A 24503-nucleotide genomic window follows, 5' to 3' on the forward strand; every position below is an offset into this window, starting at 1 on the left:
TTGGCACCCCTCTTGGCAAGGCGGGGCGCCGTGAGTCTTGTTCTTTCGGGACGCTCAGTGCCGGTAGTGGCGTGCAATCAGGGCGATCAGGTGACGGGCCAGCGTCAGCTTGTCGGCCAGCGGCAGCGGGGCCTGGCCCCCTTGCCAGAACACGGTCAGGGCGTTGTCATCGGCGTTGAAGCCTTGCCCCTCGCGGGACACATCGTTGGCGGCGATCATGTCCAGCCGCTTACGCTGCAACTTGTCGAGGGCGTATTGTTCCACATCCACGGTTTCGGCGGCAAATCCGACGGTGAAGGGTTTGTCTGAAAGGGCACCGACGGCCGCGATGATGTCGGGATTCTTCACCAGCTTCACCACCATCTGGTCGTTGTCGCCGGTCTTCTTGATCTTCTGGCTGGCGACCTGCTCAGGACGGTAGTCGGCCACGGCCGCGCAGCCGATGAAGAGGTCGCACTCGCCGACCCGGCTCATCACCGCCTGATGCATCTGCTCGGCGCTCTCGACATCGATGCGGGTGACTCCAGCAGGTGTAGCCAGCGTCACCGGGCCGCTCACCAGCGTCACTTCGGCGCCCGCTTCACGGGCAGCGCGAGCGATAGCAAAGCCCATCTTGCCGGAGCTGTGGTTGCTGATGTAGCGGACCGGATCCAGCGCCTCGCGGGTTGGTCCTGCGGTGAGCAGCAGCTTGACGCCCGCCAGCAAGGGCTCGGCGGCCAGCTGCTGGCAGCAGCGATCCACCAGTTCGAGGGGGTCCAGCATCCGCCCCGGGCCCACATCGCCACAGGCCTGGCTGCCGGCATCCGGCCCCCACAGCAGAATGCCGCGGCTGGCCAGGGTCTTGAGGTTGGCCTGGGTCGCGGCGTTGAGATACATCTGCTGGTTCATGGCAGGTGCCAGCGCGATGGGCGCCGGAGTGGCCAGACAGAGGGTGGTCAGCAGTTCGTCGGCCATGCCTGCAGCCATCCGCGCCATCAGGTTGGCGCTGGCGGGGGCGATCAGTACCAGATCGGCCCACTTGGCCAGCTCGATATGGCCCATGCCCGCCTCGGCAGAGGGATCCAGCAGGCTGTAGGCCACCGGATGACTGGAGACCGCCTGCAGGGTCAGCGGGGTGATGAACTCCTTGGCGGAGCGGGTCATCACCACCCGCACTTCGGCGCCCTGATCTTTCAGGCGGCGTACCAGCTCGGCACTCTTGTAGGCGGCGATCCCGCCACTGACACCCAACAGGATGCGTTTATCGGCCAATCTCATCTGCTGTTTCTCTATCCGGCTCATTCTGACTGGTCGGCTAAGATACCACAGGCAATGGATGACGACAGGGGTTGGCATCAAGGGGTGTGGTCGGGCACGCGCAATTTTTTGCTATGTTTTTTCTCAACAGGGATGAGGGAGAGACAAATGAGCATCAAAGAGTGGCCGGAAGATGAACGACCCAGAGAGAAGCTGCTGCGTCAGGGGCCTGCTGTGCTCTCCGATGCCGAGCTGCTCGCCATTTTTCTGCGCACCGGCGTCAATGGTCTGAGCGCGGTGGATCTCTCACGCAAGCTGTTGAATCAATTCGGCTCTTTGCGTAGCTTGCTGGGGGCGGATCAGCGCGCTTTCTGCGAGGCCCACGGCCTTGGCCCGGCCAAATATGCCCAGTTGCAGGCGGTGCTGGAGATGGCCAAACGCCATCTGGCGCAGCAGTTGCAACGGGGTGATGCCCTCACCTCGCCCCAGCTGACCCGCGACTATCTGCAAGCCCAGTTGCGGGATCGGCCGCGCGAGGTGTTTGCCCTGCTGCTGCTCGACAATCAGCACAGAGTCATTCAATTTGTTGAGCTTTTTTACGGCACAATCGATTCGGCGAGCGTCTGGCCAAGAGAAATCGTGCAGATCGCGCTCAAACATAATGCAGCCGCGGTGATTCTGGCGCATAATCACCCGTCCGGCGTCGCCGAGCCCAGTAGGGCCGACCGCCAGATCACGGATCGGATCACGGCCGCCTTGGCCCTGATCGATATCAGAGTGCTGGATCACTTGGTGATCGGTGACGGCATCACGGTTTCTTTTGCCGAGCGCGGTTGGTTATGACTGTGCTCTGGCACCGTATTAGTTGATCTTTGATCACGGATGCTGTATAAAATGCCGCCTTCTGTTTGCCCCGCAATCGAAGGCCAGCGGGGCAGATATTTGCTCGAGCAATGAAGTAAGATTTGGAGAGACTGACATGTCTAGAGTATGCCAAGTAACCGGCAAGCGCCCGGCAGTTGGTAACAACCGTTCGCACGCTAACAACGCCACCAAGCGTCGTTTCCTGCCGAACCTGCACACTCACCGTTTCTGGGTTGAGAGTGAAAAACGCTTCGTAAGCCTGCGCGTATCCGCAAAAGGCATGCGTATCATCGACAAGCGTGGCGTTGAAGTGGTTCTGGCTGAACTGCGCGCCAGCGGTGTTAAGGTATAAGGAATTAGATCATGGCTAAAGGTATTCGCGAGAAAATTCGCCTGAACTCCAGCGCCGGTACTGGTCACTTCTATACCACTACCAAAAACAAGCGCACCATGCCCGAAAAAATGGAGATCAAAAAGTTTGATCCCGTTGTTCGTCAGCATGTGATCTACAAGGAAGGCAAAATCAAGTAATTACTTGATGCTGCATTCCCAAAAACCCGGCTTCGTGCCGGGTTTTTTTATGCGCCGAATTCAGTACACTGCCGGTTCAAAGGGAGGCTTGCCATGTTCAAATTGAGCCGCAAAGGCTGGAATAACGTGATCATCGTGGTGGTGCTGATCGTGATCACCCTGTTGCATCGTATGGAGACTGCCCAGCAGGAGAACAGCGCCAAGCGGGCTCGCCCCTTGCTGCCTGATGCAGCAGTGGTGCTCACCTGGCAGGGGCCGAGCTGGCAGATTGAGCGGATCGGTCAGGGCTGGCGCAGCTTGCCGGATCTGGGGCTCGACACGGCGCAGCTGGATGCCCGTCTGGCGCGCTGGCAGGGCTGGTTGCTGCCCCCCGGCGAGGCGGTGCGCGGCACCCCGGTGGCCATCAAGGTGTGGATTGCCGGCCAGAGCGATCCGGTCGAGATCGGCCTCTATCAGAACAGCGGCCAATATGGCGCCCAGCTGCCCTCCGGTCTCTGGCTCGCCCTCACTGCCGAGCAGTATCGCGATCTGCTGCGTCCTGCCCCCTGAGTTCCTTTTCTTTGCGAGGTGCCCATGCCTGAATTGCCAGAAGTTGAAGTCAGCCGTCAGGGGATCTCCCCCTGGCTCACCGGTATCAAGGTGACGCGCGTGGTAGTGCGGGATGGCCGCCTGCGCTGGCCGATCCCCGGTGAAATTCAGGAGCTGGTGGACCTCACCATCCATCGGGTGCGTCGCCGCGCCAAATATCTGCTGCTGGAGACCGATTTCGGCACCGCCATCCTCCATCTGGGGATGTCCGGCAGCCTGCGGGTGCTGGATATCGGCACCCCGGCCGAGAAGCATGACCACGTGGATATCGAGCTGGAGAATGGCAAGTTGCTGCGGCTCAACGACCCGCGCCGCTTCGGTGCCCTGCTGTGGACCCGTGAACCGGCCGAAGCCCATGCGCTGCTCGCCAAGCTGGGGCCAGAGCCGCTCACCGATGCCTTCAATGCCGATTACCTGCAGGGGCGCGCCAAGGGGCGCAGCACCGCCATCAAGCAGTTCCTGATGGACAATCAGGTGGTGGTCGGGGTGGGCAACATCTACGCCAACGAGGCGCTCTATGCCGCCGGCATTCACCCCAAGCGGGCGGCGGGCAATATCAGCGCCGAACGACTGGGTACTCTGGTGGTCGAGATCAAGCGGGTACTGGCAGAGGCGATTCGTCAGGGCGGCACCACCCTCAAGGATTTCACCAGTGCCGATGGCAAGCCGGGCTATTTCGTGCAGCAGTTGCAGGTCTATGGCCGGGGCGGCCAGCCCTGTTTCCACTGTCACACCCTGCTGAGCGAGATCAGAATGGGGCAGCGAACCACGGTTTTTTGCAGCCATTGCCAGCGCTGAGCGCACTTTTTGCCCCGATCCGGGGGAAGTTGTAACAGCGTATTTCCACGCTGTTGAAGATTTGCACAGCGGTCACTAGTATCTCGTCCGTTCAGGCAGTATGAGAATCGGATCGTGATAAAAAAAGCAGTAACTTGGGGCAATTTATCTCAGTTTGGGCGTTATTGTGCCCAAAATATGGCTCGTTATTTGTATCCGGAGGATAACGATCGGAAGGTTTTTAATCGTGGCAAGTTCATTTTACGCAGTCTGCTGTATCGGCGACAATTGAGCAAGGTGTTTGACCTGTTTCAGGTGTCCCACCTGAATGCATTGCCAGCGAGTCATCCAGAGTTGCTTGATAAACCGATGCGCCCATATTGTTTTGCTGGATCTACCCCTTCCCAACGTGCCGAAATGCTGGAAAATCACTACCGGTTGTTGTTGGAGATCTACCCGCAGTTGATCAACCCGCTCTATCTGGGTGAGGGGATCGAGCTTGGGCGTTATCCCCTGAGCGGCTGTTACATTGTGTTGCGCTACGATGGCACCTTCCGCCGCGAGGCTGAGCTGGCGCTCTCCATCGTCAACGGTGAGGGACAGCGCCTCTACAGCTGCGCCTTTTCGCTGGCGGGCAGTGCGGAACGTTTGATGCTGATGATCGGCTCCATGCAGGGGCCGGAGCCTGCGGTCGACAATGCCCAGGAGCTGGTACGCGAGCTGACCAAAGAGGGGCACGGCCTGCGGCCCAAATCCCTGCTGGTGCAACTGGTGCTGCAACTGGCGCAGACCATGGGGGCGACAGAGGTGCTGGCGGTGCGCAAGCGGGCCCACGTGTTTCAGGCCAAGCGCTACAGCAGCAAGCAGAAAGCCAATTTGCAGGCCGATTATGACGAGCTGTGGCAGGAGTTCGATGCCCGGGATGTGGACGCCAACTTCGTCGCCCTGCAAGCCCAGCCGCGCAAGCCGCTGGAGGAGATCGCCTCCAAGAAGCGGGCCATGTACCGGCGCCGCTACGAGTGGCTCGATCTGCTGGTGCAGGAGATGAGCGAGCAGTTTGCCCGTCAGTAACCGGCAAGCAGGCTGACCTCTCCATAATGAGACAGATGCAACAAGGGCTACCCGCGGGTAGCCCTTGTTCGTTGTTGCCGTCGGGAATGGCGAGTGTAGAAGGGGATCACCCTTTCTGTTTGGCAGCGATGGCCCGGGCCACCACGGGATCGACAAACTGGCGGATATCGCCACCGTGCAGCGCCACCTCTTTCACCAGGGTGGAGGAGATAAAGGAGTTCTCCTCCGCCGGGGTGAGGAAGACGCTCTCCAGCTCCGGCATCAGGCGGCGGTTCATGTTGGCCAGCTGGAACTCGTACTCGAAGTCGGAGACGGCGCGCAGGCCGCGGATCAGCACGTTGGCCTGATGCTCTTTGGCGAAATCGACCAGCAGGCCGGAGAAGCCCACCACCTTGACGTTGGGCAGCTGGCTGGTCACTTGCTGGACAAGCTGGACACGTTCTGCCAGATCGAACAGCGGGCGTTTGCTCGGGCTGTTGGCGACCCCGACCACCACCTCGTCAAACAGCTTGGCGGCCCGGCCGATCAGATCGGCGTGGCCATTGGTAACGGGATCAAAAGTCCCGGGATAAATTACCCTGGTAGTCATCTTTGCGGTCCTGCAACCTGTAAATTTGGTCGCATTATAAGGTCGTCGCTTGAGAATAGCAGTGCATCAGGCAAGAATACGCCATCGCGCATCAAGCCTCCTTGCATTGGTGACAGGGAGCAAAGGGATTTTTTATGAAACGTATTCTGGTCGTTCGCAATGACAAGATTGGTGACTTCATGCTGGCGTGGCCGAGTTTCGCCATGCTCAAAGGCTCCATGGAGTGTCATGTGACTGCCCTGGTTCCGGCCTACACGGCGCCGCTGGCCCGGCTCTGCCCCTGGATTGACGAGGTGATCATCGATCCGGGCGTGCGGGCCGACAAGGAGCAACAGCGAGCGCTGCTGGCGCGGATCAAGGCGGCGGCGTTCGACGCGTCAATCTGCCTCTTCTCCAACTCCCGCAACGCCATGCTGGTGTGGAAGGCACACATCCCTTACCGGCTGGCCCCGGCGACCAAGCTGGCGCAGGTGCTCTACAACCAGCGACTGGTGCAGCGCCGCTCCCGCTCCCAGAAGCCGGAGTCCGAGTACAACCTGGAGCTGATCCGCCGCTTCCTGGCCGATCAGCAGGTGGCCGTGGTGGAGCCCAAGACCCCCTTCCTGCAGTTCGATGACGAGACCCTGCGGCAGGTACGTGAGCAGCTGGCACTCAAGCTCAAGCTCGATGCCAGCCGTCCCTGGCTGATGGTGCATGCCGGTAGCGGTGGTTCGGCCAACAACCTCTCCATCGAACAGTATGCCCGCATCATCATCAAGCTCAATCAGGCCTGCCCCGAGCTGCAGTGTGTGCTGACCGCAGGCCCGGGCGAGGAGAAGATGGCCGAACAGCTGGCGGCCGAGCTGCTGGCTCACGGCGGCAACGGCTGGATCTACCGCTCCAGCGACGGTCTGCCGATGTTCTGTCAGGTGCTGGCCAACGCCGCCCTGTTCGTGGCAGGCAGTACCGGGCCGCTCCATATCGCCGGTGCGCTGGATGTGCCGACCGTCGGTTTCTTCCCGATGCGCCGCTCCGCCACCCCGCTACGCTGGAAGCCCCTCAACAGCGAAGGGCGTCACCTCGCCTTCAGCCCTCCCGAGGACAGCGACCACCCGGAGGATATGAGCCAGCTCGATCCCAAGACCATGGTGCCGGTGATGGCCCGCTGGGCGGCGCCGTTCTGGCGCAAGTAAGGTATGCAGCAATGCAAACAGGGCCCGCGGGGCCCTGTTTCGTATGACGGTTATTCCGGCTGCTGCGGTTGCTGGCGCACCCAGAGGTCGGCGTATTTGACGAAGGTGGAGTGGGCGGAGAGGATCGCCAGCAGTAGCCCCTGCTTGCCATCGAGGAAGCCCGCTTTGAGCAGGTACATCTTGAGGAAGCAGCCGACGGCGTGGATCAGCCCCTGACTGAGGGAGCCCTTCTTGCCGCGGGCGGTGCGCTGATCGGCCCAGGCGCGGGCATAACCGGCGGATTTGACCAGATAGTGCTCCAGATCCCGATAGGTGAAGTGGAGCAGGTCGCCATGAATATTGACGATCTTCATGTTGGCGCGCACTTCGACCTTCTCGTGCACCAGCGCCTCGTTGTAGCTGGTGAGTGCCTTGGGGTAGAGGCGCAGCACCCGATCCGGATACCAGCCGCTGTGGCGGATAAAGCGGCCAAACACCCAGGAGAGGCGCGGGATCGAGTAGATGGTATCGCTGGCCGGATTGGCCATCACGTTGGCGATGGCGGTTTTCAGCTCGGGGGTGAGCCGCTCGTCGGCATCCAGCCACAGCACCCAGTCGGATTGCACGTGGGATTGGGCCAGCCGGCGCTGTTTGCCAAAGCCTGGCCACTTGGCGTTGACGAAGAAGCGGGCGCCAAATTCGGCGGCGATGGCCGGGGTCTCGTCCTGACTGCCGGAGTCCAGAATGACGATCTCGTCCACCAGTCCGTCGAGGGAGGCGAGGCACTTGCGCAGGTTGTCGGCTTCATTCTTGACGATCAGAACGGCAGCCAGAGTCGGTTTTTTCACGAATGTGGGCTCACGGTTATTGCCCGGCTGGCGGGTCGAATGCGTATTGATGGGCCATTCTAACGGAAAAACGGGCTAAAGAGAGAGCCGCCATTACCCGTTTCTGCCAGCTGTTTGCCTGCCCGGCTGGCGTTGCATCTCTTCAGAAGAGCTGTGGGAAAATGAGACGGCAGAGGCGATTGCCAAGGATCTTCTGTTATTTATCCGACCATTCTTGGGGCATAATCTCGCCCAGTGATGATTAACCGCCGGGCCAGTCCCGAGAGAAGACGCGTGATGAAAATATTGGTGATCGGCCCCTCCTGGGTCGGCGATATGGTGATGTCCCAGAGCCTCTACAAGGCGATTAAGGCCAACCATCCGGAGTGCGAACTGCACGTGATGGCCCCCGCCTGGTGCTGCGCCCTGCTGGAGCGGATGCCGGAGGTGGACAAGGCGATCACCATGCCCCTTGGCCACGGTGACTTCAAGCTGGTGGCGCGCCGCCGCCTCGGCAAGCAGCTGGCGGCCGAAAAATACGATCAGGCCATCGTCCAGCCCAACTCCATGAAGTCGGCGCTGATCCCCTGGTTTGCCCGCATTCCGGTCCGTACCGGCTGGAAGGGCGAGAGCCGCTACGGTCTGCTCAATGACCTGCGCAGCAACAAGTCCGCCTTCCCGCTGATGGTGGAGGGCTATCTGGCGCTCGCCTATCCCAAGGCGCAGATGAAGAGCCGGGCCGATATTCCGACTATTCCCCACCCTTCGCTCCACGTCGATCTGATCAACCAGAGCAAGGCGCTGGAGCGGCTGGGGCTGGATCGCGCCCGCCCGGTGCTGGTGCTCTGTCCCGGTGCCGAATTCGGCCCGGCCAAGCGCTGGCCGGAGGGGCACTACGCCGTGGTGGCCCAGCAGCATCTGGACGAGGGGTGGCAGGTGTGGATCTTCGGCTCCAACAAGGATGTGCCGGTCGGCAATACCATCCGGGATCGGGTCAATCTGCTGACACGCCCCAACTGCCATGTGCTGGCGGGCAAGACCAGCTTGCACGAGGCGATCGATCTGATGGCGCTGGCCAGCCGGGTCATCTCCAACGACTCCGGCCTGATGCACATCGCCGCCGCCCTCAACCGGCCGCTGGTGGGGGTCTATGGCTCTACCTCACCGCTCTATACCCCGCCGCTGGCGGATCGGGTCGAGATCGTTCACACCGACATCGAGTGCCGTCCCTGCTTCAAGCGCACCTGCAAGTTCGGCCATCTCAAGTGCCTGATCGACCTGGCGCCGGAGCAGGTGGTCGATGCCTGCAAGAAGCTGGAGCAGAGTCAGTAAGATGCCCTACCGTCTGCTCTACAACCTGCTGATCCATCTGGGATTGCCGCTGGCACTGCTGGCGCTCTACAAGCCAAAGAGGGGCAAGCCCGGTTTTGGCGAGCGCTGGGCCGAGCATCTCGGGCGACTGCCTGCCACCGGACAGGATGCACCGCTGTGGATCCATGCGGTGAGTGTGGGGGAGACGCTGGCCATCACGCCGCTCATTCGTGCCCTGAAAGCAGAGCGGCCCGATCTGCCGATCCTGCTCACCACCACCACCCGTACCGGCGCCGAGCAGGCCGCCAAGCTGGGTGATCTGGTGGTGCATCGCTACGCGCCGCTCGACTATCCCTGGGCTGTCGCGGCCTTTCTCGACACCTTCAAGCCGCGCGCGCTCTGGGTGATGGAGACCGAGCTGTGGCCGAACTGGCTGGCCGCCTGCGAGGCGCGCCACCTGCCGGTGACCATCATCAACGCCCGCCTCTCCGAGCGATCCTGCCAGCGTTATGCCCGCTTCCACGGCGCTTTCGACACCCTGAGCCGGCCGCTAACCCATCTGCTCTGCCAGCATCAGGATGACGCCGACCGCTTCGCCCGTCTCGGCATCGATCGTTCGCGGTTGGCGGTGACCGGCTCCATCAAGTTTGATATCCAGTTTGGTGACGAGGTGCAGGCCAAAGGTCGCGCCCTGCGCCAGCAGTTGGGGGCGGATCGGCCGGTCTGGATCGCCGCCAGCACCCATCAGGGTGAGGACGAGCAGGTGCTGGCCGCCTTCGATCTGCTGCTCAAACGCCATCCCGCTGCACTGCTCATTCTGGTGCCGCGCCACCCCGAGCGGTTCGATCGGGTGGCCGAGCTGTGTGCCCCTTATGGCTGTGTGCGGCGCACCAGTCATGCTGCGGTTGGGGTCCAGGATAAGGTCTATCTCGGCGATACCATGGGCGAGCTGCCGCTGATGTTGGCGGCGGCCGATGTGGCCTTCGTCGGTGGCAGTCTGGTGAAGATCGGTGGTCACAACCTGCTGGAACCGGCGGCGCTCGGCAAGCCCTGCCTGACCGGTCCCGCCTACTTCAACTTCAGCGACATCACCCGCCAGCTGGTGGCTCAGGGGGGCGCTGTCATCGTGGCCGATGCCGCCGAGCTGGGCGAGCGGGTGAGCCAGCTGTTTGCTGACGGGAGCGCCCGCCGCGAGATGGGCGAGCAGGCCCGCGCCGTGGTGCTGCGCAATCAGGGGGCGTTGGCCCGCACCCTCTCTCACTGCTTGGCTGCGCTGGAAAACGACTGAGTTTCAGCCTTTCATACAGCCCGCCATCCATCATCGATGGCCGACCATAAAAAAACGGAGCGCAATGCGCTCCGTTTTGTTGTTGGCGGTTGCCGGGATTAGCGGACGATCAGCCCCAGCAGGATGCCCAGCACCCCGAAGTCGGAGTCGCTGAAGGTGGTGTTGGCAAAGCCGAGGTCGCCCAGTACCGGCAGCAGGAATACCGGCAGAATGGTGAGCAGCAGCAGGCCGTTTGCGAAGGAGCCCAGAATGGCACCACGACGGCCACCGGTGGCGTTGCCGAATACCCCGGCGGCCGCGCCGACGAAGAAGTGCGGTACCACGCCCGGAATGATGACGGTCAGCTCCATCACGTAGAGCAGCGCCATCCCCACCAGACCGGCGGCAAAGCTCGACAGGAAGCCGATCAGTACAGCGTTGGGGGCGTAGGGGAAGACGATGGGGCAGTCGAGCGCCGGTTTGGCGTTCGGCACCAGCTTGTCGGAGATCCCCTTGAAGGCCGGTACGATCTCGGCGATGACCATCCGCACACCCTGCAGGATGACGTAGACGCCTGCCGCGAAGGTGATGGACTGCATCAGGGAGAACATGAACCAGTGCTTGCCCTTGGCGACGCTGGTGACAAACTCGGGGCCGGCGAAGGCGGCAGTCACCAGGAAGATGATGCCCATGGTGAAGGAGATGGCCACCGGTGTGTCGCGCAGGAACAGCAGGCTCTTGGGCACCTGCACATCTTCACAGCTGTGGGCCTTGTTGCCGAACTTGGCACCGATCAGGGCGGAGAGCACGTAGGAGCAGGTGGAGAAGTGACCCAGCGCTACGTCGTCGGAGCCGGTGATCTGCTTCATGAAGGGGTGGGCGATGGCCGGGAAAAAGACCATGGCGACGCCAACTACCAGACTGCCCACCGCGATCAGCGGCACGCCGCTCATGCCACCGGCAGAGAGGATCACCGCCACCATCATCGACATGAACAGGGTGTGGTGACCGGTCAGGAAGATGAATTTCCACGGGGTCAGGCGGGCGATCAGGATATTCACCAGCATGGCGAAGAACATGATCATCGCCATCTCCTTGCCAAACGAAGTCTGGGCGATGGAGACGATGGCTTCGTTGTTGGGCACAACGCCCTTGATGCCGAAGGCGTGCTGGAAGATGACGGCGAAGTCACCCAGCGAGTTGATCACCAGGGTGGCACCGGCCCCCAGAATGACGAAACCCATGATGGTCTTGACCGTGCCCTTGATGCACTCGGTCACCGGTTTCTTCTGGGCAATCAGGCCGATAAGCGCGATCAGGCCGACCAGCACGGCGGGCTCGGACAGCACGTCAAACATCAGAAAGTTGAAAAATTCCATGGTCAGCTCCTGGCAATGGAAGATGCGGCCCGCAGGCCGCATGGAGGATTCTTAGAGGGCACCCAGTTCGCGCAGGGCGGTGGAGAGCTGCTCTTTCATCGCGACCTTGTCGACCATGTTGGCGAGGCTCACCAGTCGACCATTGACGCCCATGGATTGCAGCTGCTCGGCGATGTCGCGGGTGGCGATAAAGATTTCGGCGGTTTCGCTACCGGCGGAGGCCAGATCGCGGTGATCCACGTCGGCGGTGACCGCCAGCTCTTTCAGGATGCTCTTGATGCTCATTTCCATCATCAGGCTGGTGCCCAGACCGTGACCGCATACAACCAGAATTTTCATTGTCTCTTCCTTCGTCAGGTGCGCCTTGGCGCAGATCAGTAGCGCGCCAGTATGCGCAGGATGTCGTCTTTGGTGTCGGCCGCGATGATGGCCGCCACGTCCTCTTCATTCATAAACAGCTCGGCCAACTGGGCGATGGTCTCCACGTGGGAGTTGCTGTCGCTGGCCGCCAGTGTCACCAGTAGCTGGATCGGGTCGTTGCCCTCGGAGTCGAAGTTGACTCCCTGCTTGATGACGGTCAGCCCCAGCCCCAGCCGGTTGACGCCGTCCTCGGGGCGAGCGTGGGGCATCGCCAGACCGGGGCCCAGCACGTAGTAGGGGCCGAGCTCTTCATGAGAGCGAAACAGCGCCGCCACGTAGGAGGGCTCGATGGTGCCGTTGGCCAGCAGGGGCGCCGTCGCCAGCTCGATGGCGTGGCGCCAGTCGCGGGCGGCGGGTTCGATGCGGATGACATCCTCGGTCAGCAGTTGAGTCAGCATGGTGGTGATCCGGCTAGTTAAGATGGGGCCAATTTATCGATCTTGCGGTGGTGAAACTGTGAGGCTGATCCCGAAAGTTAGCGCTATCAGATAGCGCTAACATGAAACTGTGATAGCGCTATCACTTCATTCATTAACGGGAGTCATCTTGCCCCCGTGATCCGGGAAAGAGGGTAGAATCGGCCCTGAGCAAATAGTCAGTGCCGCACTTTTGCCTTAAAGTGGGCAGCCGCAAGTCGAGGATGGGATGGATGTCAGAAGCAAAGAAGCGCCGTAGCACGGGTCGGGTGACCCTCAACGATGTGGCTCAGTTGGCTGGCGTGGGGGCCATGACGGTCTCCCGTGCCCTGCGCACGCCGGAGATGGTCTCCGACAAGATGCGCGAACGCATCGACGCCGCGGTGGAAGAGCTCGGCTATATCCCCAACCGGGCCGCCGGGGCGCTGGCCTCTGCCACCTCCCAGACCATCGTAGTGATCGTCCCCAGTCTGGCGGAAGCGGGCTGTGGCGAGATGATCGCTGGCCTGCAACAGACCCTGCTGGACGAGGGTTACCAGATCATGCTGGGGGATGCCCAGCATCTGAAGCAGCAGGAAGAGCGCCTGCTGACCAGCTTTTTGCAGCACAATCCGGCTGCGGTGGTGCTGTTTGGTGGCGATCCCGGCGAGACGATCCGTACCCGCCTGAAAGCCTCCCGCCTGCCGGTGGTGGAAGTCGGCGCCATGGCGCGCAGCCCCATCGACATGAATGTGGGGGTCTCTAACTTCGATGCCGGTTATCAGCTGACCCGCCACCTGATCGAGCGGGGCTACCGCAACATCGGTTTTCTCTGTGCCCGTCAGGAGCAGTGGATGCTGCAACAGCGGATGCAGGGCTGGCAGAAGGCGCTGCTCGATAACTACCTCTCACCCGATGCCATCATCAACACCTCGGAACGGCCCAGCTTCAGCACCGGTGCCACCATGCTGGGAGAATTTCTGCTGCGCTGGCCCGAGCTGGACGCGCTGATCTGCGTCAACGACGAACTGGCGGCTGGCGTGCTGTTCGAGTGCCAGCGTCGCCATTTGAATGTGCCGGGCAAACTCGCCATCGCCGGATTTGACGATCTGGATGTGGCGCGCGCCTGTTATCCGACCCTTACCTCGGTCAGGATCCCCTATCGAAAAATGGGGCAGGAGGCCGCCGAACTGATCCTGCGCCAACTGGCCGGGGAGCCCGTGATGGGCACCGCGCTGGCCCTCGATTTTCAACTGCAAAAGCGCCAAAGCAGCTGATCCCCGTTTCACACGTCATCAAAGAGGCAACCATGTTCAAGGCTCTGTTACTGGAAAACCAAGACGGCAAGACTGTTCCAACCCTGACCCGACTGACCGAGAGCCAGTTGCCGGAAGGTGAGGTGCGGGTGGCCGTTGCCTACAGCTCCATCAACTACAAGGATGGGCTGGCCATCACCGGCAAGGGCAAGATCGTGCGTCAGTGGCCGCTGGTGCCCGGCATCGACTTTGCCGGTACCGTGCTCGAATCTGCCGACAGCAGTTATCAGCCCGGCGACAAGGTTGTGCTGACCGGTTGGGGCGTGGGCGAAGGCCACTGGGGCGGCATGGCTGAACAGGCGCGGGTCAAGGGGGACTGGCTGGTGCCGTTGCCCGCCGGGCTGGATGAGCGCCAGGCCATGTGCATTGGTACCGCCGGTCTCACCGCCATGCTCTGCGTACTGGCGCTGGAAGAGGCGGGCATTACTCCCGAAAGCGGCGAGGTGCTGGTCACCGGCGCGGCAGGCGGCGTGGGCTCCACCTCGGTTGCCCTGCTGGCAGCCCTTGGCTATCAGGTGGCTGCGCTGACCGGTCGTCCCGAAGAGCAGGGCGCCATGCTCACTGCGCTGGGTGCCAGTCGTATCGTGCCGCGCAGCGAACTGCTGGTGCCCGCCAAGCCGCTGGAGAAGCAACTGTGGGCAGGCGCCATCGACACCGTTGGCAGTCAGGTGCTGGCCAAGCTGCTGGCCCAGATGAACTATGGCGGCGCCGTGGCAGCCTGCGGGCTGGCAGGCGGTTTCGATCTGCCGACCAGCGTGATGCCCTTTATCCTGCGCAATGTGCGACTGCAGGGTGTCGATTCGGTGATGTGCCCATTTGCACGTCGCCAACTGGCGTGGCAGCGACTGGCGCGGGATCTGCCCGCCAGCTTCTTCGAACAGGCGGTTACCGAGATCGGGCTGGAGCAGGTAGTGGCGGCCGCCGAGGCCATCACGCTGGGCCAGATTGCCGGTCGCACTCTGGTCAAACTTTGAACGATCTCTGACTGGCGAGCCTGACAATTCCGGATAAAATTGGAGTGCGGGTGAACTATCCAAGGAGAGTGAAGATGGGTGGACACAAGCCGGATTACGACTCATCTGATGACGAGTGGGATCCGGAATCCTGGGAAGAAGAGCTGGATCAATGGGAAGATGAAAGCTGGCAGGATGATGACCCTTTCGATGACCAGTGAACCACAGCATGAATGAACAGGCGGGCTTTGAGCCCGCCTGATTTTTTTGCCGCGCTCACACGGCTGAGTGTTGGCCCTTGGTCAGGGCCGGGCCGCTGGGTAGAATGAACTGCCCAAATGACACTCAAGGATGATTATGCGACTCACCATCATATTGTTGGCTGCCCTGCTGGGTGGCTGTGTCTCCAACGATGATCCCTGCGAGAAGGTGTGGAGCGAGGTCGGGGAGGCGGATGGCAAGCTGGGCTTCACCGCCGAGCGGGTCGAGTTCCATCAGGGCCAGTGCGGTAAAAAGGTGGATACCGAACTGTGGGAGCAGGGACGCCAGAAGGGGTTGGCATGGTATTGCCGTCCCGAGCATCTCTATCTGGCTGGCCGTTCCGGCGAGGAGTATCGCGGCGTTTGCCCGAATGATACCCAGGCGCGCAGGTTGTTCGAGCAGGGGCGTCAGGGGTGGACCGATCAATAGTGCCCTGACAGGAAGGGGCTACTCCTCTTTCAAGCGCAGCGGCTGGCAGAGGTAACCCTTGTCATTGGCGCTGCGGGCGCACTTGCCGCAGACAAACTTGGGTTTGCGGACTATCTTGCGCAACGCCTTGAGATCGGTGGGGATCTCGTGACGGCGCCATTCACACAGGGTTTTGCTGCCCATAACGACTACCTCTACGACTCGACGGCCGTATTGTAATCGATTTTCATTTCGAATAAACCGGCAAAGCTCGCTTATTGGCCGATATGCCAATAAGCGACTGTTTCGGTAGGGATTACTGGTAGAGGAACTTGGTGAAGATGAGCTCGCGCACCGCTTTCTTGCCGGTCTCTTTCACCAGCAGTTCGTTGACCTTGGTCTCGCACTCCTTGCGCAACTCTTCGCGGCTGACCAGGGATTTGATCTGCTCGGCGCTCTTGCTGCCCATCAGGCGGATGATGGTATCGCGGATCAGCGGGTCATGCTGCTCGAGCAGCTTGAGATCGGCCTCGTTCTCCGCCATCAGCTCCACCGTGACCCGGATATAGCCGAGGGTTTTGCCATCGCTCAGATAGTTGGTGATGATGTCGGGATCGAGCGCGTGGTAGGAGAAGCCCGGTTTGGCGGCCGCGGCCGCGTCTTCTCCCTCTGCGGGCGGCTCTTCTTCGGATGAGGCCTGCACATGCAGCGCACCACAGCTCAGTAACAACACCAGCAGAATTTTGAAGATCTTCATATAGATGGCTCATCAGCAAGAGATAACCCATTTTTGATGTTGCCATCGGGGCCGTCAAGCACGGATGTTCTTACATTTCGCTATTGATTTACGGATAATAAACCGGATTTTAACCTGAACACGGAAATCTCTGGATGGTGAAGCTGTGAAGTCCGAGTTGACTGTTCCCCTCACGCCGTTAAGCGGGTGGCTGGCCCCCGAATGTTGCGAGTTGCCCGCCAGCTTGCGCCCCTGGCTGCTGGAGACCGGCTCCATGACTCGGCGCCTGCGTCAGCACAATCGCCACTTTTCGGTGGAGTGGCTGGGCAATCACCCGGTCGCCCTCACTGCCGATGAGCAGTGGCTGGTTGATTCGGCCTCGCCGGCCGGTACCTGCCGCGAGGTGATCCTGCATGGGGATCAGGGGCCCGCCGTGCTGGGCTGGACCCTGTTTGCCGATGGCGCGCTGCAAGGGAGCGGCATCGCCGAGCTTGGCGAGCAGCCGCTGGGTGAGCGGGTATTTGGCCATGAGCCTGCCCGCCGCGATCACCTGCAGCTGGCCCGTTTCGATATTGCCGCCAATTCCCGGTGCCCTGCCGCCACTGTCTGGGGGCGTCGTTCCCGTCTGTTTCTGGGGCAGTGGCCACTGCTGGTGCACGAGCTGTTTCTGCCCTCTCTCGTCTGTGACAAGGAGCTGGAGTGAATCTGTTAACCAAGGAGCGGGGACTGGCCTACATGCAGTTGGCCCGCGTCGACAAGCCCATAGGCACTCTGTTGCTGCTGTGGCCAACTCTGTGGGCGCTCTGGCTGGCCGCCGGTGGCCTGCCCAATCTCTGGGTGCTGACCGTGTTTGTGGTCGGGGTCTTTCTGATGCGCTCGGCCGGGTGCGTGATCAACGACTATGCGGATCGCAACTTCGATGGCCACGTCAAACGAACCGCTGGTCGGCCCTTGCCCACGGGCAGAGTCAAACCATGGGAGGTGCTGGCGCTCTTCTTCGTGCTGGCAATTATCTCGTTTGCTCTGGTGCTGACCATGAATCCGCTCACCATCGGTCTGTCGTTTGTCGGCCTGCTGCTGGCAGTGAGCTACCCCTTTATGAAGCGCTTTATCTCCAACCCCCAGCTGGTGCTCGGGATGGCCTTCTCTTGGTCGATCCCGATGGCCTATGCGGCGCAGGCGGATGCCCTGCCGCTGGTGGCCTGGCTGCTCTTCTTCGCCAACCTGCTCTGGACCGTGGCTTACGACACCCAGTACGCCATGGTGGATCGGGATGATGATCTCAAGCTCGGCCTCAAATCCAGCGCCATCCTGTTTGGTCGTCATGACAAGCGGATCATCGGCGTACTGCAACTCTCGGCACTGCTGCTGTTGCTGGCGGTCGGGCATCTGATGGCGCTAGGGGCTTGGTATTACTGGGGATTACTGGGGGCGGCGGTGCTGTTTGTCTATCAGCAGCGGCTCATTCGCGAGCGGCAACGGGAAGCCTGCTTCCAGGCGTTTCTCAACAACAACTATGTGGGGGCACTGGTGTTTGCCGGTCTGGTGCTCGACTACCTGCTGGCGTGATAACGTACTGAGTCACGCTGAATAAAAAAGAGGGTCGCGTGTTGGGGTGCTGTTGTTTGCCGGTCTGGTACTCGGCTACACACTGCTGCCGTGATAGCGCGTTGAGTAACACGGGATAAAAAGAAGGCCGCATGATGCGGCCTTCTTTGTTTGCGTTGCAGATTAGAGCTGGTTGCCCGCCTGAATGGTACGGCGGATCTTGTTGCTCAGCAGCGGCACTATGTTGTCGGCCAGCGCCTGGAAGCGGCCGAGATCCGGTTTGCACTCGGGGGAGAGGTAACCCTCCTTGCGCAAGGTGTGGATCAGGGTGCTGAACAGCTTCTGGTCGAAGAACTCGGGGGCGTTGATGCCGTGCAGGGTGCCGAGGCGCTCTGCCATCATCAGGCCGTCCGCCTCCAGCTGCTCCGCTTCGATGTAAGGCTGGGCCAGCACTCGGGTCAGCACGATGGCGTAGCGTTGCAGGGTCTCCTGAATGCTCTCCGCCAGCAGCAGCAACCGCATCTGGTTGGCCGGATTGACCCAGTAGCCGTCATCGCGGGTCTCGATCAGTTGCTGGGTTTGCAGGGCATCGAGCAGGCTGTCGACCAGCGCCGGCAGCTCCTCCTCTTCATAACGCAGGAACAGCTCGGTCTTGAGCAGCGGATAGATGTCGATGCAGCGGGCCATGATCTCGCTGCGGGAGATCCCCTCGCACCGTTCGATCAAGGCCGCCACCAGCGAGGGCATGGCGAACAGGTGGAGGATGTTGTTGCGGTAGTAGGTCAGCAGGATCGCCTGATAGCGGTCCAGACTGATGATCTGCCCCAGCTTGTCCTCGCTCACCTCGAACTTGTTGAGCTCCATCGCCTGATCCAGCAGGGTTTTGGCATCCTCATCCGGAATGGTGCTCTGCGGGCTGTAAGGCACCGCCTTGAGCAGATCCAGATAGGTGTTGAGCTGGGCCTGCAACTCGTCGCGGGTCAGTGCGTGGCGCTCGGCGGCCAGCAGTGCCAGCGCGCTCAGGGTCAGGCCATTGACGGCGGCCGCATCGTTGATGCGGGTCATCAGCAGTTCGGCCAGATCGTTGACGGTGCCCGCCATCCACTCCGGACGCTCCTCTTCCCCGATGTGCTTCTTCCAGTCCGGAATATGTTCGCTCAGGTAGCTGTTGAGGGTCAGCGGCTCGCCGAAGTTGACGAAGCCACGGCCGTAGTTGCGCAGCTTGCGCAGGATGCCGAGCACCTGCAGGAAGCTCTCTTTTTCCTTGCGGCTGCCCTTGAGCTCGTTGTGGTAGGTGTTCACCTCCATCACGTGCTCGTAGCCCAGATAGACGGGCACCAGAGTGACCGGACGATCCAGTCCGCGCATCATCGCCTGCAGAGTCATCGCCAGCATGCCGGTCTTGGGTGGCAGCAGACGGCCGGTACGGGAGCGGCCGCCTTCGGTGAAGAACTCCACCGAGTAACCCTTGGCAAACAGCAGGTTGAGGTATTCACGGAACACCGTGCTGTAGAGCGGGTTGCCCTTGAAGGTACGGCGAATGAAGAAGGCGCCACCGTGGCGGAAGATCGGGCCAGCTGGCCAGAAGTTGAGGTTGATGCCTGCCGCGATATGGGGCGGCACCATCCCCTGGTGGTAGATGACGTAGGAGAGCAGCAGGTAGTCCATGTGGCTGCGATGGCAGGGGACGTAGACGATCTCGTGCCCTTCCTGCGCCAGCTGGCGTACCTTCTCGGCGCCATTGACCGACAAACCGCGGTAGAGCTTGTTCCACAGCCAGCCGAGGAAGCTCTCGCCAAGGCGGATCAGCCGGTAGGAGAAGTTGGAGGCGATCTCGTCCATGTAGCCATGGGCGCGCTTTTGCGCCTTCTCGAGGCTGATGCCCTCGCGCTGGGCTTCTTCTTCAATCGCCTGCTGGATCACCGCGGAGTCGAGCAGCTGTTTGAACAGCAGGTTGCGGTTCGGCAGTTTCGGGCCGGTGGCGGCCAGCTGCTGACGGCTGAAGTGGGTACGGGCAACTCGCGCCAGCTTGTGGGCGATGGCCTCGTCGGTGCCGTGCTTGTCGGCCATATGACGCAGGGAGAGCGGCGGCGAGAAGCGCACCAGATTCTCGCGACCCTTGAGGATCACGATAAGCGCCTTCTTCAGCCGGTTCGGCGCCAGACTGCTGATGATGTTGAGGCCGGAGGCTTCTTCCCCTTCCCGACCCGGAGCGCGGCCCCAGAACAGGGTCACGGGCACCACCTGGATATCCAGCTCGGAATCCTGCTTGTGCAGATCCAGCAGCTGGTGGAACTCCTGCAGGAAGGGCAGCGGCTTGCTGCGTTTGCCAAACAGGGGAGGCGGACGATCCAGACAGACATAGCGCGGCAGCAGCTGGCCGTTAAGTTCCAGCGGCGTGAAGGGGCCGGGCAGACCGAGATCCTCGCAGCACTGCTGCAGGGTCATCAGGTCGGTGATCGAACTGGTTTTCAGGGCATAGACGATGGGTCTGGCCGGATCCAGATTGAGTTCTGTGATGGGATTTTCCGGCAGGCTCTTGTGATTGACCAAGCCGCTGACCGGCCATTGCAAGATGGCTCTGGAAATCTTCTGTCCTAGGGACATGTGCGTCTGCTCTCCAAAAAAATGCGGCGTGAGCATAGCAAATCGGCAGCCCCTTGTCGCCGAGAGGTACGATGAGTCGGCTGCGCAGGATCAAAACAGCAGTAAATGAGGGATTGGTTGCGACAAATGTCAGCTGCGCCTTGCCTTGGCCACTGCACTGTATATACTGCCAGTGTGCTGTATAAAAAGACAGGTGCCAATGCTATGAAACCCCTTACCCCCCGCCAGGCCGAAGTGCTGGAGCTGATCAAGGTGAACATGAGCGAGACCGGCATGCCGCCGACTCGTGCCGAGATTGCCCAGAAGCTTGGTTTCAAGTCGGCCAATGCGGCCGAAGAACATCTGAAGGCCCTGGCCAAAAAAGGGGTCATCGAGATCATGCCGGGCACGTCCCGCGGCATTCGCCTGTTGCTCGAAGAGGAAGAGGTGCTGGAAGAGAGTGGCCTGCCGCTCATCGGCAAGGTGGCCGCCGGTGAACCCATCCTGGCGCAGGAGCATATCGAGAGCCACTACCAGGTGGATCCCGCCCTGTTTCATCCGCGCGCTGATTTTCTGCTGCGGGTGCAGGGGATGAGCATGAAGAACATCGGCATTCTGGATGGTGACCTGCTGGCGGTGCACAAGACCCAGGAGGTGCGCAACGGTCAGGTGGTGGTCGCCCGTCTCGATGAGGATGTCACCGTCAAGCGCTTCCAGCGCAAGGGCAGTCAGGTATGGCTGCTGCCGGAAAACGAAGAGCTCGCCCCTATCGAGGTGGATCTCTCCTGCCAGCAGCTCACCATCGAGGGACTGGCGGTCGGGGTGATCCGCAACGCCGACTGGATGTAATCATCCCCGCCACCTGCGTTTGCCACACGGCCTCCTTCGGGAGGCCGTGCTGTTTCTGGCGCACTTTCCCTGTCATATCAAACAGATCATCGGCGGCAGCATTTTGTCCCGTGCGATCGGTTACCAATCATCCATTTCAGATATATGCTCAGATCAGTGCCCTGTCGCCGAGACAGGGCTTGGCGCCTCCCTCTGGCAACCGCAATGCGCCGTGACGGGAGGGGCGGCAATAACGAGAATCGGGCAGTACACCTTCACGGGATATGAAGGGGGAGTGGGGAGATCCCGAGCCTGGTCGGGCAAAGGGGACCACTCGTAGTGGTTGCAGAGAGTCGTGACGGGCCTGACGCCAGTTCAGGCCGACGAAGCAACATGACCTGTCGGTCAAGGAGGACTGGTATGGCATCAAGATCGCCATGGGATTCAGAGGCTGCGGCTGCGCCAGCGGAATCGTCTATTACCCGTTTTGTCAAAGGTAGCCGGATGACCTGGTTTTACGGTCTCTGGTTGCACCATCGTGGGTCGCACTGGACGCTCTGGCTGGGATGCCCGAAAGAGAAGGTGGTGCGTCTGGTGTTGCTGTTCAAGCGAGGTCACGGCGATCGCCAGGGGGAAGAGGGCTGGCTGGCCCCCGTCATTCCCATCGGCGTGCGGGCCATCGGCAAGATGTTGCAGCAGGGGCGCAACGCTCGCCCCTGAGCAGAAGAGGCAAACAAATACACCCATAACCGGTACCCGAAGTGCCGGTTTTTTTATGGCCGCAACTGGCGATCAATTGTGCCAAATGGTCGACTCCTGACAGGGTGTTGCACAAGGTTGACCCCCCTTGGTGGCTCGCTGGGGTACAATGACCCCTCTTGTCCGGTCACTGCTGGCCATCTGCCTCGAACTGAAAGGGTCTCTTGTTATGATGAAGCTCCGCTATCCCCTGCTCTTTCTGCTGCTGACAGCCTGTCTGATCCTTGCGTTCTGCGCCACGCAGCCAGAGCAGCCACAGCAGGCCGACTACTATCCGGCGGGGCGGGACATCAACGATTTTGCCTTTACCGATGCGGACAACAAGCCGTTCACCCCTGCCAACCTGAAGGGGCATTGGACCTTCCTGTTCGTCGGTTACACCTTCTGCCCCGATATCTGCCCCACCACCCTGGCAGATATGCGATCCGTTTATGATCAGCTGAAGAAGATGGCGCCCGACAGCCAGGTGGTGTTTATCTCGGCGGATCCCCAGCGTGACGACATTCCCCGCCTCAAGACCTACACCGCCTTCTTCAATCCCGAGTTCAAGGCGGCCACCGCCCCCCACGACAAGCTGTTCCCGTTCGTGCGCAATCTGGGGCTGATCTACTCCATCGCCAATCAGGGGGAGAAGGATTACCTAATCGATCACTCAGCCTCCATCGTGCTCATTAACCCCACGGGCAAGCTGCAGGCGGTGTTCCGCCCGCAGGTGGCGCCGGGTCAGGTGCCACGAGTGCAGATGGCCACCATGCTCTCTGATTTCTCCCGCATTCTGAAGCTGACAGGCCACTGAGCGTGACCCCATCTGTTGCCCCCTGGTGGCGAGATCCCTCTCGCCACCGCGCTGTTTTTGCTCTTGCCCTGCCCATGGTTTTCTCCAATATCACCACCCCCTTGCTGGGGCTGGTGGACACCTGGGTGATCGGTCATCTCGGTCAGGCCTGGTTTCTGGGGGGCGTCTCGGTTGGTGCAACCCTGATCAACCTCATCTTCTGGTTACTCGGCTTTTTGCGGATGTCGACCACCGGGCTGACGGCGCAGGCGCACGGCGCCGCCGATGGTCGCGCCCAGCTCGATACCCTGCTGCGGGCACTGGGGCTGGCAATTGCCCTCGGCCTGGCGCTGCTGTTGTTGCTCTTCCCCCTGTTGCCACGATTGATCGCCCTGAGTGGCGGCTCGGCCGAGGTGCAGCTCTATGCGGGCCAATACGTGGCGCTGCGGATCTGGAGCGTCCCGGCGGCGCTCTGCAATCTGGTGATCATGGGGTGGCTGTTGGGCATGCAGGATGCCCGCAGCCCCATGGTGATGCTGATCCTCACCAATCTGGTCAACATGGCGCTTGATGCGCTGTTTGTGCTGGGGCTTGGCTGGCAGGTGCGGGGTGTGGCGGCGGCCTCGGTCATGGCTGACTACTGCGCGCTGGCCGCTGGCATCTGGCTGGTGCGCCGTCAGCTGCGGCAACTGGCACCAACGGTGTGGCAGGATGGCTGGCAGCGCTGGCGGCAACTTGCCCCCATGGTGCGGCTGCTCGGCCTCAACCGCGATATTTTCCTGCGCTCCCTCTGCTTGCAGCTCTGTTTCGCCTTTATGACCCTGCAAGGGGCGCGGCTGGGGGATGTGGCAGTGGCCGCCAATGCGGTGCTGCTCAACTTCCTGATGCTCATCTCCTACGGGCTCGATGGCTTTGCCTACGCGGTGGAGGCCATGGTAGGGCGAGCCATCGGTTTGCGGGATCGGCAAAAACTGCGGGAGGCCATCGTGCTCAATCTGGGCTGGGCCGCCCTGATTGCGACCGCATTTACCTTTGGGTTTGCCCTGCTGGGCAGCTGGCTGGTGGGGCAGATCACCGACATTCCGGCAGTGGTGGCGGAGGCAAATCGTCAGCTTCCCTGGTTGATCGCCATGCCGTTGCTGGCGGTCTGGTGTTTCCTGCTGGACGGGGTGTTCATCGGGGCGACCCGGGCGCGGGAGATGCGCAACAGCATGTTGCTGGCCGCGTTTGGCGGCTTCTTCCCGATCTGGTGGCTCTGTCAGTCGTGGGGCGTGGCCGCGTTATGGGCGGCGATGGCGGCGCTGATGGTGGGGCGCGGTCTGTCGCTGGGGGTTACTTGCTGGCGGCTGGAGCGCAGCGGGCATCTGCTCGACGCCCGCCACTGAGCCGCGATGACGCTTACATGGCGCCGTCGTAGCCGAGCTGGCGCCAGCTCTCGTAGACGAACACCGATACCGCGTTGGAGAGGTTCATGCTGCGGCTCTGGGGCACCATCGGAATGCGCAGCCGCTGCTCGAACGGCAGGCTCTCGATGATCTCGATGGGCAGGCCGCGACTCTCCGGGCCAAACAGCAGGGCGTCGCCAAGGGCATATTGTGCTGCCGAGTGCGCGGTGCGGCCCTTGGTGGTGCAGGCGAACACCCGCTTGGGCGCCACGGCTGCCAGAAACGCCTCATAGCTCGGCCAGCGCTTCACCTCGGCAAACTCGTGATAGTCGAGTCCTGCCCGCTTTACCCGCTTGTCATCCCACTCAAATCCCAGCGGCTCAATCAGATGGAGCCGGTAACCGGTATTGGCGCAAAGCCGGATGATATTGCCGGTGTTGGGCGGAATTTCCGGCTGGTAGAGGACGATATCGAGCATGACGAGTTCCTGCAAAGAGATGTAAAGCCAAGAAGGGGCGCCAGCATACCCAGCGCCCGTCCGG

At 61.4% G+C, this 24503-nt stretch carries 29 protein-coding genes; 19 read left to right on the forward strand and 10 right to left on the reverse strand.

The features are described 5' to 3' along the window. Positions 1-54 precede the first annotated feature (54 nt). The gene (coaBC, locus tag I6G90_RS16455; RefSeq protein WP_197928350.1) at positions 55-1257 is read right to left on the reverse strand and encodes a bifunctional phosphopantothenoylcysteine decarboxylase/phosphopantothenate--cysteine ligase CoaBC; all 1203 of its coding nucleotides are present in this window, start codon (positions 1255-1257) and stop codon (positions 55-57) included. 147 nt (positions 1258-1404) lie between these two features. On the opposite strand from coaBC, the gene radC reads away from it, so the two are divergent. The 6 genes from radC (at position 1405) to I6G90_RS16485 (ending at position 5067) form a co-directional block, all read left to right on the forward strand. Further along, positions 1405-2079: a RadC family protein gene (radC, locus tag I6G90_RS16460; RefSeq protein ID WP_197928352.1), complete on the forward strand. Its 675-nt coding sequence runs from the start codon at positions 1405-1407 to the stop codon at positions 2077-2079. Between the two features lie 136 nt (positions 2080-2215). Further along, positions 2216-2452 carry a 50S ribosomal protein L28 gene (rpmB, locus tag I6G90_RS16465; RefSeq protein WP_005307492.1) on the forward strand — a complete coding sequence of 79 codons (237 nt, stop codon included), beginning with the start codon at positions 2216-2218 and terminating at the stop codon, positions 2450-2452. Between the two features lie 11 nt (positions 2453-2463). Further along, entirely contained in the window at positions 2464-2631 is a 168-nt protein-coding gene (rpmG, locus tag I6G90_RS16470) for a 50S ribosomal protein L33 (RefSeq protein WP_005307500.1), read from the forward strand. Positions 2632-2724: 93 nt separating this feature from the next. Next, positions 2725-3180 (forward strand): hypothetical protein, encoded by a 456-nt coding sequence (locus I6G90_RS16475; protein WP_139407946.1) that lies wholly within the window; start codon positions 2725-2727, stop codon positions 3178-3180. Between the two features lie 24 nt (positions 3181-3204). Further along, the gene (gene mutM, locus I6G90_RS16480; RefSeq protein ID WP_139407944.1) at positions 3205-4017 is read left to right on the forward strand and encodes a bifunctional DNA-formamidopyrimidine glycosylase/DNA-(apurinic or apyrimidinic site) lyase; all 813 of its coding nucleotides are present in this window, start codon (positions 3205-3207) and stop codon (positions 4015-4017) included. A gap of 177 nt (positions 4018-4194) precedes the next feature. Next, positions 4195-5067 carry a VirK/YbjX family protein gene (locus tag I6G90_RS16485; protein WP_197928354.1) on the forward strand — a complete coding sequence of 291 codons (873 nt, stop codon included), beginning with the start codon at positions 4195-4197 and terminating at the stop codon, positions 5065-5067. A gap of 106 nt (positions 5068-5173) precedes the next feature. On the opposite strand, the gene coaD is transcribed toward I6G90_RS16485, so the two are convergent. Beyond that, positions 5174-5656 carry a pantetheine-phosphate adenylyltransferase gene (coaD, locus tag I6G90_RS16490; RefSeq protein WP_058053275.1) on the reverse strand — a complete coding sequence of 161 codons (483 nt, stop codon included), beginning with the start codon at positions 5654-5656 and terminating at the stop codon, positions 5174-5176. A gap of 134 nt (positions 5657-5790) precedes the next feature. Here coaD and I6G90_RS16495 point away from each other — a divergent pair, with 134 nt between their 5' ends. After that, positions 5791-6828, forward strand: a complete 1038-nt coding sequence (locus I6G90_RS16495; RefSeq protein ID WP_182970141.1) for a glycosyltransferase family 9 protein — start codon at positions 5791-5793, stop codon at positions 6826-6828. A gap of 50 nt (positions 6829-6878) precedes the next feature. Here the strand turns inward: I6G90_RS16495 and I6G90_RS16500 are convergent, their stop codons facing one another. Next, positions 6879-7655 (reverse strand): glycosyltransferase family 2 protein, encoded by a 777-nt coding sequence (locus I6G90_RS16500; protein ID WP_005339515.1) that lies wholly within the window; start codon positions 7653-7655, stop codon positions 6879-6881. 276 nt (positions 7656-7931) lie between these two features. Between I6G90_RS16500 and waaF the strand changes: the two genes are divergently transcribed. Both waaF and waaA read left to right on the forward strand, forming a co-directional pair. Further along, positions 7932-8966 carry a lipopolysaccharide heptosyltransferase II gene (waaF, locus tag I6G90_RS16505; RefSeq protein WP_197928356.1) on the forward strand — a complete coding sequence of 345 codons (1035 nt, stop codon included), beginning with the start codon at positions 7932-7934 and terminating at the stop codon, positions 8964-8966. A 1-nt stretch (position 8967) separates the two neighbouring features. Beyond that, entirely contained in the window at positions 8968-10233 is a 1266-nt protein-coding gene (gene waaA / locus I6G90_RS16510) for a lipid IV(A) 3-deoxy-D-manno-octulosonic acid transferase (RefSeq protein WP_197928358.1), read from the forward strand. A 98-nt stretch (positions 10234-10331) separates the two neighbouring features. Here waaA and I6G90_RS16515 read toward each other — a convergent pair whose 3' ends face one another. The 3 genes from I6G90_RS16515 to I6G90_RS16525 are packed head-to-tail and all read right to left on the reverse strand — an operon-like array spanning position 10332 to position 12409. Then, positions 10332-11591, reverse strand: a complete 1260-nt coding sequence (locus I6G90_RS16515) for a PTS ascorbate transporter subunit IIC (RefSeq protein ID WP_197928360.1) — start codon at positions 11589-11591, stop codon at positions 10332-10334. A 51-nt stretch (positions 11592-11642) separates the two neighbouring features. Next, positions 11643-11930: a PTS sugar transporter subunit IIB gene (locus I6G90_RS16520; protein WP_058053271.1), complete on the reverse strand. Its 288-nt coding sequence runs from the start codon at positions 11928-11930 to the stop codon at positions 11643-11645. Between the two features lie 35 nt (positions 11931-11965). After that, positions 11966-12409, reverse strand: a complete 444-nt coding sequence (locus tag I6G90_RS16525; protein ID WP_042061176.1) for a PTS sugar transporter subunit IIA — start codon at positions 12407-12409, stop codon at positions 11966-11968. 251 nt (positions 12410-12660) lie between these two features. On the opposite strand from I6G90_RS16525, the gene I6G90_RS16530 reads away from it, so the two are divergent. The 4 genes from I6G90_RS16530 (at position 12661) to I6G90_RS16540 (ending at position 15365) form a co-directional block, all read left to right on the forward strand. Next, positions 12661-13683: a LacI family DNA-binding transcriptional regulator gene (locus tag I6G90_RS16530; protein WP_042657795.1), complete on the forward strand. Its 1023-nt coding sequence runs from the start codon at positions 12661-12663 to the stop codon at positions 13681-13683. A 32-nt stretch (positions 13684-13715) separates the two neighbouring features. Next, the gene (gene acuI / locus I6G90_RS16535) at positions 13716-14696 is read left to right on the forward strand and encodes an acrylyl-CoA reductase (NADPH) (RefSeq protein WP_197928362.1); all 981 of its coding nucleotides are present in this window, start codon (positions 13716-13718) and stop codon (positions 14694-14696) included. A gap of 74 nt (positions 14697-14770) precedes the next feature. Next, positions 14771-14896: a hypothetical protein gene (locus I6G90_RS21435; protein ID WP_265328520.1), complete on the forward strand. Its 126-nt coding sequence runs from the start codon at positions 14771-14773 to the stop codon at positions 14894-14896. 136 nt (positions 14897-15032) lie between these two features. Beyond that, entirely contained in the window at positions 15033-15365 is a 333-nt protein-coding gene (locus tag I6G90_RS16540; protein WP_197928364.1) for a DUF2799 domain-containing protein, read from the forward strand. A gap of 18 nt (positions 15366-15383) precedes the next feature. Here the strand turns inward: I6G90_RS16540 and I6G90_RS16545 are convergent, their stop codons facing one another. After that, on the reverse strand, positions 15384-15548 hold the full coding sequence (locus I6G90_RS16545) for a hypothetical protein (RefSeq protein ID WP_098971330.1): 165 nt from the start codon (positions 15546-15548) through the stop codon (positions 15384-15386). 112 nt (positions 15549-15660) lie between these two features. Then, a complete protein-coding gene (locus I6G90_RS16550) occupies positions 15661-16101 on the reverse strand; it encodes a flagellar basal body-associated protein FliL (RefSeq protein ID WP_058053267.1) in 441 nt (146 codons plus the stop codon). A 145-nt stretch (positions 16102-16246) separates the two neighbouring features. Between I6G90_RS16550 and I6G90_RS16555 the strand changes: the two genes are divergently transcribed. Beyond that, on the forward strand, positions 16247-16783 hold the full coding sequence (locus I6G90_RS16555; RefSeq protein ID WP_197928366.1) for a chorismate--pyruvate lyase family protein: 537 nt from the start codon (positions 16247-16249) through the stop codon (positions 16781-16783). Further along, complete coding sequence (gene ubiA, locus I6G90_RS16560; protein ID WP_197928368.1) at positions 16780-17649, forward strand: 4-hydroxybenzoate octaprenyltransferase; 870 nt, start codon at positions 16780-16782, stop codon at positions 17647-17649. The genes I6G90_RS16555 and ubiA overlap by 4 nt, the downstream gene beginning before the upstream one ends. Before the next feature lie 162 nt (positions 17650-17811). Here the strand turns inward: ubiA and plsB are convergent, their stop codons facing one another. Further along, positions 17812-20235, reverse strand: coding sequence for a glycerol-3-phosphate 1-O-acyltransferase PlsB (gene plsB / locus I6G90_RS16565; RefSeq protein ID WP_197928370.1), 2424 nt, complete (start codon positions 20233-20235; stop codon positions 17812-17814). Between the two features lie 204 nt (positions 20236-20439). Between plsB and lexA the strand changes: the two genes are divergently transcribed. The 4 genes from lexA (at position 20440) to I6G90_RS16585 (ending at position 23961) form a co-directional block, all read left to right on the forward strand. Beyond that, complete coding sequence (lexA, locus tag I6G90_RS16570) at positions 20440-21063, forward strand: transcriptional repressor LexA (RefSeq protein ID WP_033136389.1); 624 nt, start codon at positions 20440-20442, stop codon at positions 21061-21063. A 483-nt stretch (positions 21064-21546) separates the two neighbouring features. Further along, the gene (locus tag I6G90_RS16575; RefSeq protein WP_019446524.1) at positions 21547-21762 is read left to right on the forward strand and encodes a hypothetical protein; all 216 of its coding nucleotides are present in this window, start codon (positions 21547-21549) and stop codon (positions 21760-21762) included. Positions 21763-21970: 208 nt separating this feature from the next. Then, positions 21971-22597 carry an SCO family protein gene (locus tag I6G90_RS16580; protein ID WP_042061159.1) on the forward strand — a complete coding sequence of 209 codons (627 nt, stop codon included), beginning with the start codon at positions 21971-21973 and terminating at the stop codon, positions 22595-22597. Positions 22598-22671: 74 nt separating this feature from the next. After that, positions 22672-23961, forward strand: coding sequence for an MATE family efflux transporter (locus I6G90_RS16585; protein WP_232254464.1), 1290 nt, complete (start codon positions 22672-22674; stop codon positions 23959-23961). A 13-nt stretch (positions 23962-23974) separates the two neighbouring features. On the opposite strand, the gene trmL is transcribed toward I6G90_RS16585, so the two are convergent. Next, positions 23975-24439 (reverse strand): tRNA (uridine(34)/cytosine(34)/5-carboxymethylaminomethyluridine(34)-2'-O)-methyltransferase TrmL, encoded by a 465-nt coding sequence (trmL, locus tag I6G90_RS16590; RefSeq protein WP_005339545.1) that lies wholly within the window; start codon positions 24437-24439, stop codon positions 23975-23977. Positions 24440-24503 lie beyond the last annotated feature (64 nt).

The organism is Aeromonas allosaccharophila (assembly GCF_016026615.1).
In the GTDB taxonomy this organism is placed as follows: Bacteria; Pseudomonadota; Gammaproteobacteria; order Enterobacterales; family Aeromonadaceae; genus Aeromonas; species Aeromonas allosaccharophila.